This window comes from Paenibacillus agaridevorans, assembly GCF_003112455.1.
Lineage (GTDB): Bacteria > Bacillota > Bacilli > Paenibacillales > Paenibacillaceae > Pristimantibacillus > Pristimantibacillus agaridevorans.
In genome coordinates, this window is record NZ_BDQX01000171.1 from 60,702 (window position 1) to 77,051 (window position 16,350).

The 16,350-nt window shown below is 52.3% G+C and carries 7 protein-coding genes; all 7 read right to left on the reverse strand.

What is annotated here, in order from left to right:
- Position 1 precedes the first annotated feature (1 nt).
- Entirely contained in the window at positions 2-394 is a 393-nt protein-coding gene (locus PAT3040_RS15425) for a hypothetical protein (RefSeq protein ID WP_108993443.1), read from the reverse strand.
- Between the two features lie 63 nt (positions 395-457).
- Positions 458-1,852 (reverse strand): sensor histidine kinase, encoded by a 1,395-nt coding sequence (locus PAT3040_RS15430; protein WP_108993444.1) that lies wholly within the window; start codon positions 1,850-1,852, stop codon positions 458-460.
- Positions 1,849-2,517: a response regulator transcription factor gene (locus PAT3040_RS15435; protein ID WP_108993445.1), complete on the reverse strand. Its 669-nt coding sequence runs from the start codon at positions 2,515-2,517 to the stop codon at positions 1,849-1,851. The genes PAT3040_RS15430 and PAT3040_RS15435 overlap by 4 nt, the downstream gene beginning before the upstream one ends.
- A gap of 118 nt (positions 2,518-2,635) precedes the next feature.
- The gene (locus PAT3040_RS15440; RefSeq protein ID WP_181376637.1) at positions 2,636-11,467 is read right to left on the reverse strand and encodes an immunoglobulin-like domain-containing protein; all 8,832 of its coding nucleotides are present in this window, start codon (positions 11,465-11,467) and stop codon (positions 2,636-2,638) included.
- A 44-nt stretch (positions 11,468-11,511) separates the two neighbouring features.
- Positions 11,512-12,852, reverse strand: coding sequence for an ABC transporter substrate-binding protein (locus PAT3040_RS15445; RefSeq protein ID WP_108993447.1), 1,341 nt, complete (start codon positions 12,850-12,852; stop codon positions 11,512-11,514).
- A gap of 184 nt (positions 12,853-13,036) precedes the next feature.
- A complete protein-coding gene (locus PAT3040_RS15450; RefSeq protein ID WP_108993448.1) occupies positions 13,037-14,563 on the reverse strand; it encodes a response regulator in 1,527 nt (508 codons plus the stop codon).
- 13 nt (positions 14,564-14,576) lie between these two features.
- On the reverse strand, positions 14,577-16,349 hold the full coding sequence (locus PAT3040_RS15455; RefSeq protein ID WP_108993449.1) for a cache domain-containing sensor histidine kinase: 1,773 nt from the start codon (positions 16,347-16,349) through the stop codon (positions 14,577-14,579).
- Position 16,350: the final 1 nt, after the last annotated feature.

The following is a 16,350-nucleotide window of genomic DNA, read 5'->3' on the forward strand; positions in this document are numbered from 1 at the left end:
TTTAGTCCTCCTTCTGTATCGAGAAGGTGACCGCTATGAACAGAATAAAACTAAACAATAACACCGTACCGCCGACAATAAACGTAATAAGCGTGATCGTTTCGTTCATATTAAAAGGATTGACGTTGTAGAACAGCATGCCGACCGACAAGCCGATCGATCCGATGACGGACAGCCACCCATGCAAGGATACCAGCTTCTTCGCCTTCACCTTAAAAACTTGATAAAACAACCCCCAGACGAACACCGACAGCCAGCCTACTACAAGAATGTGCGCATGAACGGCGCGCAGCTGATAATTTCCGCTCCCCGCCATATCGGCCCCAAGAATCGCGCCGATCAGACCAAAGACTGCTGCCAGCCGTATAAGACGCAAGCTCCATATTTTCTCCATAAAAAAAACCTCCATACTTTTTATTTGTATAGAGGTAGTATAAAAGCCGATTCTAAACTGTATCTAAACTGCTGTTGGCCTAAGAGGCAACGTTACCGTGATGCATGTGCCTTCGCCCGTTTCACTCGAGATTCGGATGTCGCCTTGATGCAGGGTGATCGTTTCCTTGACGATGGCCAGACCGAGACCCGTCCCCTTCGTCGACCGAGAGGCATCCGCGCGGTAAAACCGCTCAAATACGTGCGGCAAATCATTTTCGGCTATTCCTATGCCGGTATCCTCGAAGATCACGTTCACATGATCCTCCCCCGATTCTGTCCGGATTCGAATCTCTCCCCCGGGTTTATTGTATTTGATCGCATTCGTCAGCAGGTTTTCCCATACATTGTCCAATAAAGCCTCATTGCCTGTCAGCAAAAGAGGACCTGCGTCCAGGCTGATCGAGATTCCTTCTTTCTCGAGAAGCCAGCGGTATTTCATAACGGTTCGTTCGATTTGTTCATGCAAGGGATAGGTTTGCATGGCAATGGCCTTGTTTCGCTGATCCAGAGAGGTCAACACTAATAGCTGCTTCGTTAAATTCGATAGCCGCATGGCCTCGCTTTCGATCACCGACGCATATTGCAGACGGGGCTCTACGTCAAGCTCCGCTTGCTTTAAGAGGGCGGCATATCCGCCAATATTGAGCAGCGGGGACTGGAAATCATGCGACACATTGCGAATAAAGCTTTTCCGCTCCTCTTCGTTGGCAAGGAGCTGCTTGGCCATCCGGTTAAAGCTGGCTGCCAGCGTGCCAAGCTCGTCCGAACGGCTTGCCTGCAAGCTGATCTCGAAATTTTCCGCGGCTATTTGTTTCGTGGCCGCCGTCAGCGCTTTGATCGGATGAACCAGGTACCAAGCCGAGACGATGATGGCCAGCAAGCTAATCACAAGCATCAGAAGCGCCATCCCGCCCATGATGGTATGAACCTCGCTGAACAGCAGCCGAATATCCGGACGAACGAACATCGCATAACGCTGCCCTTCGTGCACGAATGGAACGCCGATCGAATTCCGAATGTCATTGGCAAAAAAACCGGTCACAAACAGCTGTTTCGGAAAGTCGCGCATACCATGGTAGATGTCCCCGGCAATGACATCTTCAATAATCGAGTTGTCAAGCTCCTTTAGCCGGTATTCTCCGCCATAGTAACCGGAAGTTCCATTTTCGTTCACCACATAAAACTGGTACCCGATTTCGCCAAGCATCGCGAAGTGTTCCTGCAAATCAAGCTCCGCATGCTCGGAAATGTAAGCTGCCAAACGGCTCGCGATCACCGTATTTTTGGCGTCGTTCTGCTCCTTAAGCACTTGATGATAATACATATTCGTTGCTAGAAAAGCGAGCACAGCGCTGAGGAGCATGATACATAGCGCAACAATGAGATATTTGACATACAGAGACGACTGCACTTTCATGGCGATACCTCTATTCGATATCCAACGCCGCGAACCGTATGGATGCGTACGCATGAGCCCAGCGAAGCGAGCCGCTCCCGAACCCGGTTCATATGGGTATTGAGCGTATGATCGCTTTCGTATTCCAGGCCCCACACCTGCTCCATCAAATATTCCCGTTCGAACACTTGTCCAGGCCTCGATGCGAGAATAGCCAGCAGCTCGAACTCCTTGAGAGGAAGCAGCAGCTTCTTTTGTCCTTGAACCACCTGGAGCGTCTGCCGGCGTATCTCCAAATCCCCTAATGCAATCGTCGGATCCGTCGGCTTGTCGTATCTCCTTAAAATAGCCTGTATGCGAAAGAGAAGTTCTTCGGGCTCAAAGGGTTTGACCAAATAATCGTCGACCCCAGCCATGTACCCTTCGCGTTTATCCTCCAGCTCGCCCCTGGCCGTCAACATGAGCACCGGCAAGTCCCACTCTTTTTTCAGCTTGTCGGTTAGAGCCAGTCCGTCCAGCCCCGGCATCATCACATCTACGATAGCCAAATCCACTTTATCATCCATCAGTGCCAAAGCCGCATCTCCCGAAATCGCAGTCCGAACCTGATAGCGCCACGAGACTAAATGCAGCCGCACAAGCTCTAGTATGTGCAGGTCATCATCTGCCACCAATATCGTTCTCATGATCTCCCTCATTCCAAAAAGAAACATCTACTTCTTGTTCATTATAGCCGATGGGCATGTGAAAAAGGGATACCCCCTGCCACGAACTCGTGAACAGATGGTATCCCTTAGTTCCTACTTATTCAACCTCTGTGTCCTTTCCGGAATGCTCAAGCATCGTCATTATGAATTTGACGGCTTCCGCTCTTGTGGTTTGCGCCAAAGGATCGAATGTGTTGTTCCCTTTGCCCTGGAACAATCCTGCCTGGACGCCGACAGCGACATGCGCTCTGCCCCATTCCGGAATCTGATCGGCGTCCGCGAATTTCGGTTGTGCATTCGGATCAACTTTGAGCTGCAAAGCACGAACAATCAAGTTCGCGACCTGAACGCGACTGGCTCCGTCCTCGGCCCCGAATCGTCCATCGGAATAACCTTGAAGCAATCCCAACTTCACTAATGCCCGAATAGATCCGCGAGCCCATTGAGGAATTTTCGCGTCGTCTGCGAATATGGTTCCTTCGCCTGACTCTGTTACGTTCAAATTCAACGCTCTGCTAAACATAACCGCCAATTCTGCGCGCGTGACAATGGCATTGGGTCTGAACGTGTCATCCTCGAAGCCCAACACGATTCCTTTCGCGACAGCTTTCTTTACCAAATCCTCTGCCCAGTGTCCCGCAATATCCGACAAGTTGGACGGGAGTGGCGGCTGCTCCTCTTCCCCATCATCGTCCGGCAATGGCTCTTCCGCTTTGACGATGATGGTAAACGTTTTGGTCTCCTTGACGATGCCTATGCTGATCGTTGCGGTCATACTGACCGTCACGTCTGCCTCGCCGGCTGCAGGCCTCGCAACCAACCGTCCGTTATCTCCAATATAGTCGGTATTGGAGCTCTTCCAGGCAATTGTCGTTCCGTTGAGACCGGCTGTCGGCAAATTCAGATCCGATATAACGGAAGAAGTACTACCCAGGTCCAATGCATCTTTGGCTTGTTTTACAAACGCGATATCGGGATTAATCCATACATTGCCCGAACCGTCGCCTGGACCTCCGCTTGACGTTTGCGCTTTAATCGTCACCTGGAACGTCTTCGTTCCGCTTTCCGTTCCTTTGGTGACCGTCGCGGTCAACGTTAACGTGAGATCCACTGTGCCGACGACAGGACGTTGCAGCAAGCTTCCGTTAGCCGTCATATACGCCGGATTCGAGCTTTCCCATGTAATTTGCGTGTCTTGCAGACCGCTTGTTGGCAAGCTCAAGCTGGATGTAACCGCACTTGTGTCTCCCAGCGTCAACGCCGCCAGAGCTTCGACTACTGCCTGCTCGTCGGGATCTACCGGTACAGCTTCTTCCGCTTTGACCGTCACCTGGAACGTCTTCGTTCCGCTTTCCGTTCCTTTAGTGACCGTCGCGGTCAACGTTAACGTGAGATCCGCTGCGCCGACGACAGGACGTTGCAGCAAGCTTCCGTTAGCCGTCATATACGCCGGATTCGAGCTTTCCCATGTAATTTGCGTGTCTTGCAGACCGCTTGTTGGCAAGCTCAAGCTGGATGTAACCGCACTTGTGTCTCCCAGCGTCAACGCCGCCAGAGCTTCGACTACTGCCTGCTCGTCGGGATCTACCGGTACAGCTTCTTCCGCTTTGACCGTCACCTGGAACGTCTTCGTTCCGCTTTCCGTTCCTTTGGCGACCGTTGCGGTCAGCGTCAGCGTAATGTCGTCTTCTCCGACGGCCGGACGCTGCAGCAAGCTTCCGTCACCGGACAGCACCGCCGGATTCGAGCTTTCCCATGTGATTTGCGTATCATGCAGACCGCTTGTCGGCAGACTCAGACTCGCCCTCACCGCACTTGTGTCTCCCAGCGTCAACGCCGCCAGAGCTTCGGCAACCGCCTGCTCATCCGGATTCGTCGGCACGTCCTCTTCCGCCTTGACAGTCACGGCAAAGGACTTGCTCGTGCTGCCCTCTTCCTTGGTCACCGTCGCGGTCAATACGATCGTTGCATCGCCTTCTTCGCTGCTTGGTCTGCTGATCAGCTTACCGTCATGTCCGACAATAGCCGGGTTAGAGCTCGCCCAACCGATCCCGGAATCATGCAATCCCGTTGTCGGCAAAATCAGATCACCCTTCACAGCATCAATCGCCGTGAGTACCAAGGCATTGGCGGCCAATTGCGCTTCCGCTTCGCCCTTCGGCATGACATCGATCGTAATGTTATCGAATGTGGCGGTTGAGTGGAATACCCTTACGCCGACGCGGCCTTGGCTGAACGTATTGTCCGTAGCCGTAACCGTACGTACTTGTTTGCCGTCATCAAGGGAAAACGAAATTTGATTACCCTTCACGATCAAGGTTTGTTTGACGGCCTGATTCATCGTCACCTGATAGGGCAGCTCCGTACCGATCTTCACGAAATTTCCGTTTACATTTTTGTACAGGCTGATCATGGCCGCCGTATGGTGCGTACTAATATTCGTTTGATAGAAATTGTTCGCATCTTGCATTCGGAACAGCATGCTGGTGTCCGAACCGCTTTTGATCGTTGCGGTACCTTCATAGATAAAATCCGTCAGCGTTTCGTTGTAATACGCAATGCCGTTGCCGGATGGAGCAGCCAGCTTAAGCTCGCCATTTTCCAAGCTCATCGCGCCTTCGGGATTGTTCCAGCCTGTTGTCGTGCCGTCCGCAAAATCCTCCGTATAGACGCGGTTTTTGGACTCGCGCGCCACAACAGGCAAAATGCCGCTCTGGCTGGCCAGTTCTCGTCCGTTCGGCAATTTCGCCAGCACTTGCAAGTGGTAATGTTTAAATGTCTCTTTTGGTAAAACATAATCCATGCCCGTAATTACTTCTTCGTGCACGACATGCTTAAGCTCCTTGTCCTGCGCGATGACGACGCGGTAAGAATCCACGCCGTTGCCGGCAGGGTCTTCCGGTGATTTCCAGTTTGCCCGGATAAGCTCACCGTTCGCTCCCGCTTCCTCCAGCTCGACGAAAAACGGCGTGTACATCTTGTAATCGGCCGGGAAAGCGAATAACCTTCCTTCGCCCGGCAGCAGCTCAGTCGTCAATTGTCCGGCTGCGGCATCATAATTGGCAGCTACCTCCAGACCGCTTTGTTTGGATACCTCCAGCACGTTCGAAACATCCGCATGAATATCAAAGGTAAAGCTGCCGCTATTCGTTAGCGACTTGTTGACGACCATCATATACGATCTGCCGTTGCGCTCATCCGCGAACAACGTGAGAAGCACATCGTCCGTCGCCTTGGTCGGCTTCCAGATAAAGTCCGCCGGAATCTTGCTTGCATTCGCCGGAATGGTGCCATTGTGATAAATTTCTTTGGCCTTCAGATTGATCAGCGTCCGGCCGATAGCCTTCACTTCGGCATTGATCTTCTGGATCCACTCATATGCCGTCGTTTTCTTGCCCTCTGCATCGATGATGGCTTCGAAAAAGCTTTCGCTGCGACCCGTAGGCGTCCACCAGGTAAACCAATGCATCGCCTTGTAGTCGTAAGCAAGCGTCGCGAAAGCATCCAGACGCATGTCGTTTTCGGTCGGCTTGCGATATTCGTTCGGCTGCCCGACGTTCCACCCGATCGATTGCAGGAACCGGGATACCGGCACGTCGTTTGCCTCGCCTACCTTGCGGAAATTGTCCAGCACAGGGAAATATACCGCTCTGTAGCCGGAAGGTCCATAAAAAGGATAATCCGCATAATTTAAATACTTAAGTTGATCCGCGCCTACCGTGCTAACCCAGAGGTTTGCATTTGCCCCGCCGGCCAAGCTCACATAAGGTACGGCATCGGGATCGTATTTCAGGAATTTCTGATAGACGGCCGCAAAATCCGTCATTTCCGCATCCGTTGGCTCATCTTTGACATAATAGCCGTACAAGCCCGGTCTGCCGTCATAGTCTCGTACAATTTCCTGTACGAGCTTATCCGTAAATCCGGCAGTCGATGGCACGAAGCGAGAGTCGGATACCTGCACCCTCATATCTCTTTCCGCAGCCAGACGAAGCATTTTTTTGTTCGTTTCGATCTCCTGCAAGTCGCCCGAATTGACATTAAGGATCAAATCCACATGAGCTTGCTGCAAGTAATCGTATTGCTCTTCATTGACATAATCTTTGGTTGGCGGCCAGAACACGCCGATTTGAATATTCTCTTTGTCCCGATCCGGCAAGGCTTGTTTCTCGTACACCTTTACGTATTCCGCCATAATGACGGAGTTAAAGGCTTTGATGCCGACATAGCCGCTGGAGAACGTCGCGTCTTTAGCCGTAACCGTTAATGGCCCATCGCCATCGTCGACCGAGAACCGCAGCAGATCTCCATCCGCCACCAGCGTCATATTCATCTTGACGCCGGCTTGCGCCGTAAAGGCTACTGGCTCGCCAATTGGAGTGTAGTCGCCATTAACGTTTTTGTATAACCGGATCTGGCCATTGTTCCAGCCGTCCGTGCTCACATTCGTCTGATAGAAGTTGTTGGCATCTTGCGCGCGGAAAATCAAGCTTGTATCGCTTCCGCTATCGATCGTCACTTCGGTCGTATATTTAAAATCATCGAACGTACGGCCCGAATAGTAGGCCATTCCGTTCTTCAAACGATAACCATCGTTCACGATCGAGCTTTCGGCAGACTCTTCTACAGCCCATTTATCTCCGAGCTCCGACATTTCAAAGTCCTCGCGATAATTCAGGTACCGGAATACGGGATCGTAATCGCCGTCTTGACTCGCCGGCGCTTGCCCGAACACTTCGATCTCGGCAAACTGCATCGCATAGCTTCCGTTATTGTCCTGGTGCAGCTTGTTTCCTTCGACCTTCACATAACGAACATCCTGCAACGGACCTACATCGAATTTTTGCGCCGATCCGCTGGCGGGGTTCGTAAAGCTCTGTTTGTCATGAACCGTTGTCCAGTTCACTTTATCCGTGGATACGCTGATCGCAAAGTCGACCGGGAAACCAACTCCCTTGTTCAGACCCGAATCGTTGCGCGGCCACAATACCACTTGGTCGACGGTAAACAACGAGCCCAGATCGACCATAATGGAACCCGTTCCGGCAGCATTCGAGGTTGGAAGCGTTGTAAAACCCAACGAGCCCGCTTGGCCAACCGTCAGCCCGTCCACGGCTTTTTCTTTGCCCCAGCCGTCCTGCGCATATTCGCTAGATACCGTTACCGTCCTGGATCTCGCCAGGTTTTTCCTTTCGGCCGATTCCGGCCGGTCCGCCATCAATACCGCCGTAAACGTCCTCTCGGCGACGTCCTGGCCGACTTTCACGGTCGCTGTCAGCGGAATCAGGACATTGCCGGTTCCCGCGGAAGGCCTTTTCAACACCTCGCCGCTGCCCAGCAAATATTCCTCATTGCCGCTCGACCAAGTGACCGTACTGCCCATTGGACCTGCCGAAGGCAGCGTAATATTGGCGACAATGCCGGATAATCCGTCGATCTCCAGAGCCGCCGCCGCCGCATGCGCCTGATTGTTGGCAACCAGCTCAAGGTCGGCAAACGCCACATGATTGCGGCGGTTCGCGACGCCGGAATAAGTGACGAGACCCGCTTCCCAGCCAGCCGGACTGACGCCCGACAAAGCAATGCGGGATTGCTGCTCCTTGCCGGCGATCGGATACCACTGACCGTTATGGCCGTAAAATCCGGTAAACGTCTCTCCGTTCTGCACCAATTTCAGCGAGACCGGCAAAGGCGCATAATTGCCCTGCACCGCGCTGAGCATTTGGCCGTTCAGATCGCGCGCTTGCAATTCCATTCTGCCCTCCGGCGATATCGCGAGCGAGACATGGGCGGCCGTATCTGTGTCTCCCGCCGCTCGAATCAGCAAGCCCGCCCGGCCGCTCTGTCCGTTTGCCGGAATCGCGTGCTCGGTTATATCAACGGACAACTGCTGCTGATGTCCGCTAACTGGCTGATACACGAAAGCATAATCGTTGCTTCCTGCAGCAATCCCTTTCGCGGCAACGCCTAACGTCAGCCCTTGCTGATCAGGGATGATCTCTCCGCTCGCCGCCCCTGCAAGGTCGTATACCCAAGGTTCGGGCAAGGCGCGTACTTCAATATCAAGGTCCTTGGACTCGGCGCCTGACGATACATGGATCGTAGCAGTTCCCGGTGTCAGAGCTTTCAGGGTCATGCCTTCGATTTCAATAACTTGATCATCGCTAGTCGTTAAGTCAGGCTGCGGCACGGGCAGCAAGGACCCATCTTCCTGCCACAGTCCTGCATGAATTTGCGTCGTCTGACCGACCAGCAAATTTGTCGCATCGGCGCTGGCTTCCAGCAGCGAAGCCGCTTCCCCTTGGTAAATCTCCAGCTCCGAAAACTGGAATGCATACTCTGCATTGTTGTCCGGTCTCATCGAGCTTGTCTCTACCCGAACGTATTTCGCCAATTCGGCAGCAGGCAATACCAGCTCCACCGTTTGGCCAGCTGTAGGCCGAGCGATCTCGCTGCGTATCAATACGCTATTCCAGACCACGCCGTCCATCGACGTTTTGACTTCGATCTGCTCCGGAATGCCGAAGCCGGCGGAGGCTCCGTCATTTCTTGGCCAGAGCATAATACGTTTAACGGGATAAGCCGCTCCCAGATCCACTTTGAACCAAGCCGGCGAAGTCGGGACGGTCTTGGACGGATAGCTGCTCCACCCGTTGCTAGCTGCACTGACGCCGCGAACGCCGTCTACTGCATAGTTTTTGGCCCATCCCCAATTGCCGATATCGCTGGAAACATCGACGCTTTTATTAAGCGCCAAATTGAGATCGGGATGCTGTGGCTCTGCGGGCGCCGGTAAAACGGTTGGCGTCTGCGGTCCCGTATAGCTCGGGAAATCACCTTGCAGGGCGAATAGTCTGCCTTCGCCCGGAGGCAGAGTCGTTGTCATGCGCCCTGTGGCTGCATCAAAATTGGTCGCCGACAACGCGCCCGTTTCTCTCGATATTTCCTGAACGGACAACACGCGATCATCCGCTTGCAGGTTAAACGTCTGGCTTTGCGTGCTTCCAAACGCTTTGTTGACCACCATCACGTACGATTGTCCCGTTTCCTTGTGCTTCATATAGGAAACGATCAATTCGTCGTTCGATTGTACGGGACGCAGCAGGAAATCGGACGGTACGGACTTCGTGCTGCCCGTAGGCATCGTCGCGCCGGAATGATACACCTCATGGGCGTCCAGCTTGATCAACGTTTTGCCCAGTTGGCTCATTTGGCCATTGATGCGTTGGAAGGGTTCGTACAAATCCGTTTTGTTGCCTGCAGGATCGATAATGGCATTTGTAAAAAACTCGGATCGCTCGCTTGGCGTCCAATACGTGAACCATGTGACGTATTTGAAGCCATACGCCAGATAAGAATAGGCGCTAAACGCCAGCTCGCGGCTATTTGGCCTGCGATTGTTCAAGCTTTGCGCGCTGCTGCCGAATCCAATCGACTGCAGGTATGCTCCCGTTTTGACCCCATAATCCAGTCCCACCTGACGATAGAGGTTCATCGTATCGTAATAGCTGTTGTCGAAGGAATTGGTACGGAACGGATAATGATCGTACATGAGATAACGCAAATTCGATTGACCCGCGTCGTCTTTACCGACGGCTTCCATCCAGGCGCGTACATAATCCTTTTCGTACGTCCCGCCGTAAATGTTGGGCAGCAGATTTACATACGGATTTTTTTGATCGTCATGCTTGAGCACTTCCCGATAAATATGCGCTTCGCGAGCCAGCTCTCCCATGCCGGGTTCATCCCGAATGTAATAACCGCCCGCGCCCCAATAATCTTTGTACGTGGCTACGACCTGCGCGATATCCGCATCCGTTCCCCGAATTCTGGGATCCGCTACATTGACCTTCAGATCCGTTTTTTCGGCAAGCTCCAAAATTTTCATGTTTTTTTCTTCGGAATCGAGACCGGAGCCCAATACGTTCTGGACGATGTCGACATGCGCGTCGCTGATCGCCTGGTATTGCTCCAGATTGGTATGCTCCCAGGTCGGCGGCCAAAAGATGCCGATCTGGAATTGATCCTCGCCGCTTTCTATACGCTCCCTATGCGCTTTGACGATAACGTCAAACACCTTTTCACGCACTACGCTTCCCTTGTGAACCGTCGCGGTCAGCGTCACCGGCACATCCGGCCAACCCGCGGCCGGACGCTGGACTTTGCCGGCAGGCGAGATGACGGACGGTTCGGTGCTCTGCCACGTGATGTTCGATTCATACAGCCCCGTTGCCGGCAGCGGCAAGCTGGCGTACAACTTGTTCAAGCCTTCCGGAAACAGCCTGCCGTAATCGTTATCCACCGCTTCCTCGTCGCTAATGTCGAGAGAAGCCCGGAACACTTCCATCTCCCGGAACTGCAGCGTTAAAGCTCCCCGATCGTCCGGACGCAGCTTGGTAGCTTCCAGTCGGACGTAACGCCCCGCCAGCATCGGCACCGTTGCCGTATGCGGCGTTACGGTCGTTGGCTGCACAAATCCGGTTTCCTCGGCAACCGTCGTCCATCTCTCATTGTCCGCGGATATTTTCAGCTTAAAATCGATCGGGAAACCTGCCCCGATATTCCCCGTGCCATTGTCGTTCCTCGGCCACAAAGCAATCTCGCCGATCGGATACGCCATACCCAGGTCGATCTGAACCCATGCCGGACTGCTTTCGGAAGCCTGGGTTTGCGTCGGCAATGTCGTGAAACCGTTTTCCATCGAGCCTGGAAGACGGGGGCCGCTTTTGGCCCCGTCTACTAAATTACTCCTTGTCCAGCCTTCTCCCGAATTTTCGTAGCTGCTGGAGGATGTTACCGATTTGCCTAATGCTACATTTACGCGTTCGCCTTCCGCGGCTTGAGCAATCTGAGCTGTCGGCAACAGGCTTACGATTAAACTCGCAATGAGCAGATACGCCATATAGATACGTCTAGACTTAATTCCCACGCCAATTCTGCCTCCTCTTGACATGATTTGATGGTCTGGCGACATCAACGATTTTTAACTGCAGCATCCCAGGCTTTATCCATGTTTTTAAGCATCTCGTCGGAATTAATCGCTTTCAGGTACACGCCTTGCGCGGACGTCATCAATTCCGCAGTTCCGGCGCCGCCGAACTCCCAGCCTTGATCCAGGAACGGATAGCTGTTGCCGCTTGCCACCACTTCCGCAATATGCTGCAGCGAAGGATCCACGTCTCCCGTTTCGCCATTGATCGTCATAAACGCCTGTTGGCTCTTCGCCCACTCTTTTTGAGTCTCCGTTTTGCTCCAGAACTCCAGATAACGTTTGGCAGCGTCGACGACTTTGGAATTTTTGTTGATGGCAAAGGTGGTTCCGACTGCGGCAGAGGCGATTACGGGTTGCCCATCCGCATTGGAAGGCATTGGAATCATGCCCACCTCCAGCTCCGGATTTGCCGCTTTAATGCCCGGCAACGACCAGTTGCCGTCAATGTACATCGCCGCTTTTCCGGTAGCAAAGGCTTGCTGCGCTTGATCCAGACTGACGCCGGTGCTTTTTTCGGTCAAGTAGCCCTTCTCGTCGAGACTGTACCATTGCGCGTTCATATCCTTCCAGCCTTCCAGGAAAGTGGTTTCTCCGGCGTTAAGCTGCGCGTCGAAGTCCGGATTTTGGGCATATACCGTACCCGGAGCCATCGTATACAGCGCGGCAAGCGTCATCCAGCCGTCGTTGTTGCCGATGGAGATTGGCAGAATTCCGGCTTGTTTGATTTTTTCGGCCGCCGCCAGGAACTGAGTCCAGTTTGTCGGGATCTCGATCGACAAGTCCGTAAAAATTTGTTTGTTGTAATAGACGCCAAGCACGTTCATATCATTGGGAATCGCATAAATCTGTCCATCATTGGAAGTCGCTTTGAGCGAAGCTTCCGTGAAGTTCTTAATCCACGACTCGCCCGACAGATCCAGTAAATATCCCGCTTTGCCATACGCGATAACATCGGACAAGCCCGGATGAATCATAATGACGTCGGAAGCGTCGTTGGCGGAGAAACGCGCTTTCAAAAACTCTTTGAATTGCGAACCCGGCATGCCCTCGTAAACGACTTTAATATCCTGGTTTTCTTGCATAAATTTTTCGTTCAGGTCGGGAAGAGCGCCAAGCTCCGCGCCTGATTTGAATCCGGTCACTTTGAGTTCGACCACCGATGCCGCAGGAGTTGGCTTATTGGAATCGTTTCCATCGGTCTGCGGCTGATTGCCGCCGTTGTTGCTTCCGTTGCTTCCGTTATTGCCCGAACAAGCCGCGATTACGAGCAACATAGCCAACATGGCCAATAGCCCTGCCAACCCTCTTGATTTTCTGTTCATTGTTGAAGCCTCCCTATTTGTTTTGAATATTGTGTTTTATCACACATTAAGCGTATAAGATCGTCACAAATATGAACATTGCGTAAAATCATTATTTAGTCTGTTTTATTCGGATGTTGGTTCGCGAATCGGCCGTCTCGCACGAAAAAAAAAGAAGAAGCGCGGCAAACGCTCCCCCGGATCATTATTGAGCTTTCTCTCTGTAGCTCATCGGTGTCAGCTTGTAATGCTTGCGGAATAACGTGCTGAAATATTTGGGGCTGGTGTAGCCGACCGCCTCCGATACTTCATACACCTTCATATCGGTTTCTCTCAGGATACGTTTGGCCTCTTTCATGCGGACTTCCGTCAAATAGTCGATAAACTTTTGGCCGGTAGATTCCTTAAACAGCTCGCTCAAATAGGTAGGGTGCAAATAGACATGCTGGGCCAACAGCTCCAGATTCAAGTCCGCATTGGCATATTGCTCGCGTATCATATCCTGCACCCGCGCGATGATTTTCCGCTGCCCCTGATGTTCCTCGAAGCTGAGTCCTTCGACAAACTCCGAGATGGCTCGCAAAACAACGGATGGAGTAAGCGCGACAGGCAGTCGCTGCACAAGCTGCGTGATGGAGGTGCGCAAAGATCCGGCCAGCCGGGACTGGATCGCACTGATTAACGGCGATGACATATGGGACAAAAACAAGAAGCAACGAGCGGTAATTTGCGACGGATGCGTAAAGCTCATTCGAACAATATCTTCCTTCCATTGCCTAAGGAGCGCCAACGCTTTGTCTCCTTCGTTGGTTTCCAGCGCCTGCGCCAACGAGACAATGCGCTGCCGGTCTTCCTCCGCCTGCTGGGCAAAATCGCCGCCGCTATCGGCAAACATATGGTTCAGCGCAAGCTGATACGCATCCTGCAGCTGTTCTATATGGGCAAAGGAATCAGAGCAGCCGATCGCCTGCAGCCTTGCCCCCTGCTGGTAACTGCCTCTTCGATCCCAACCCAGTTTAGACAAACGACTCTTCCATTCTCCCTGGGAGGGCATATCATTGCCCACAATGACAAACAACGTACAGGATTGCGCGGCCACGATGCCGATTACTTGCTCGATACCGTCAGCCATGGTGCGCAAATGACCGGCTACCAGTTCGACGTGCAGGCGGTCGATATTCGTATAACCATCCTCCCAAAGCAGAAAAATAACGGAAAATTGCCGCGCTTTGCCGACTTCGCGATCCCCTTCGCCCAAGGCGAATTGCAGCTCTTTCAAACGGTCCGTATTTTGCGTAACGAACCATTCCAACAGCAGCTTTTCGAGCTGCATCGTCGTCTGCACGTCTCTTTCCTTAATGCGGAGCTCCGTTCTTCGCACGGCCTGTACAAGCTCGTCGCGTTGCACCGGCTTTAGCAAATAATCCGATACCCCGTATCGCATCGCGGTCTGGATCATATGAAACTTCTCGTAGCCGGTCAAAATAATTTTGTGCATTTGCGGGTAGCGGGCATCCAGCTCCTTGGCAAGTTCCAGACCATTCATCCCGGGCATTTGAATATCGATAATCGCCAAATCCAATGCATACTGTCTGGATGCGCACAATGCGGCCTGCGCATCTTCGCAAGTGTCCACCACCTTCCACTCCGGCAACAAGCGACGAATCATTTGGGACAACCCGTTCCGGATCATCTCTTCGTCATCGATTATGATCATTTGCAGTTCTGACATATTGATCCCCCCGTTACCAATACTTCATTTTTAAAGTTACAACCGTCCCGCCGGAATCTCCCTTTTTAATATGGAGACCATACTCCTTGCCCCAATACGCTTCGATTCTTCGATGTACATTTTGCAGACCGATATGCTGCTCCCTTTCGTGACTGTTTTCCTGCGTGCTGTCATACAGCAATTCTCGTATTTCCGCCAAACGCCGCTCGCTGATCCCCTCCCCGGTATCCAAAACTTCAATGACCAACTGCCCAGCTTCTCGCCTTCCTTGCACGGTTACCTTTCCAACGCCGCCTAACGGCGCAATGGCATGAATGATGGCATTCTCCACCAACGGCTGCAGCATCCAAGGCAATGTAAACGCATCCAATAATTCCTCAGGGAAATCGATTACAAACTCCATTTTCGGGAAACGAATCTGCTGCAGCTGCATATAAACGCGGGTATATTCGAGCTCCCGGGAAACCGATGTTAATTCTTCATTTTGCTGTAAAGAAAGACGAAACAGTTTGCCCAGCTTAGTAACCATGTCAGCCACCTCATAATCCTCATTCAGCTCGGCCTTCATGTTAATGGACTCCAGCGTATTGAACAGAAAATGCGGGTTGACCTGGCTTCGCAGCAATTTAAATTCCGCCTGCTGCTTATAGATCCGCATAGCCAGCTCCCGGTTTACAAGGGAGTGAATTTGCTCCACCATCATGTTAAAACTTCTGCCCAGTTGCCCGATCTCATCTTGCGCCTTGACCTGCACGCGCACGTCGTAATCGCCAAGCTCCACGCGCAGCATGGAACGTTTCATACGTTTCAAAGGCTCAATAATCCAGCGGGTTAGTACGGATGACAACGACAGCGCGAGCAACACCGCCACCACCGTAAACGTCCACAGCAGATTGCGCATCAAGCGCAGCTCATCCGACAATTGTTTGACGGGAACCGTATTGACGACGGACCAGCCCGTCGTGTCCGAACGCACGAACTGCACCATCGTTTCTTCCCCATGTATATAGTCGACAAATCGTCCGTATGGTCCTGTGAGCTGCGGCTCGAACGGTTGATTCATTTGCTCCTCGTCCTCATGATAAATAATTTCGCCGTTCTGATCGACGATAAACAGATTCGGGGAGGACGGCATTCGCGTTTCCGTCAGCAGCTCATGCAAAAATTCCATCGACACGTCAATCAACAAAATGCCATGCGGATTTCGAGTCGATACGTTGACGATACTGCGCGCGTAGGAAAAAATGTAATCTCCTTTTTCTTTTTTCCCCGTTAACGGCCGATAAGGCGGGATAATAACCCCGCCTCCATCCGCTGCAATGACACGATCGAACCAGCCGTCGGCCGCAAAATCATCATGATTGACTTGTTGGCCGGAGCCGTATTGCGAATACTGCACCTCTTTGTCCCGAATCCAATAAATGCCTTCGATATCCTGAAACGGGATAATCAGCATCATATTTCGCAGCGCCTTGTCGACCGCTATTTTTTCTGTATAAACATGCATGGGATCTTTATTTTCCGTCAATCCGTCTATGCCGTCCAAATAAAAGGTCATGGAGAGCCGATCGATTTGGCGAATATAGTTGTCCAGATTGAGACCAATCTGATCCGTCAGGTTCAGGCCGTATTCGCCTACCCGCTCCGTCAAATTTTCATGATAACGCTGGAATCCCAAAATAGTAACCACAATGACCGGAATGATAATCATCAATGCATAAACAGAAAACAATTTTTTGTCCAGATTCCAATCTCTGAATTGTATAACGTCCCTCCAGTGTCTCATG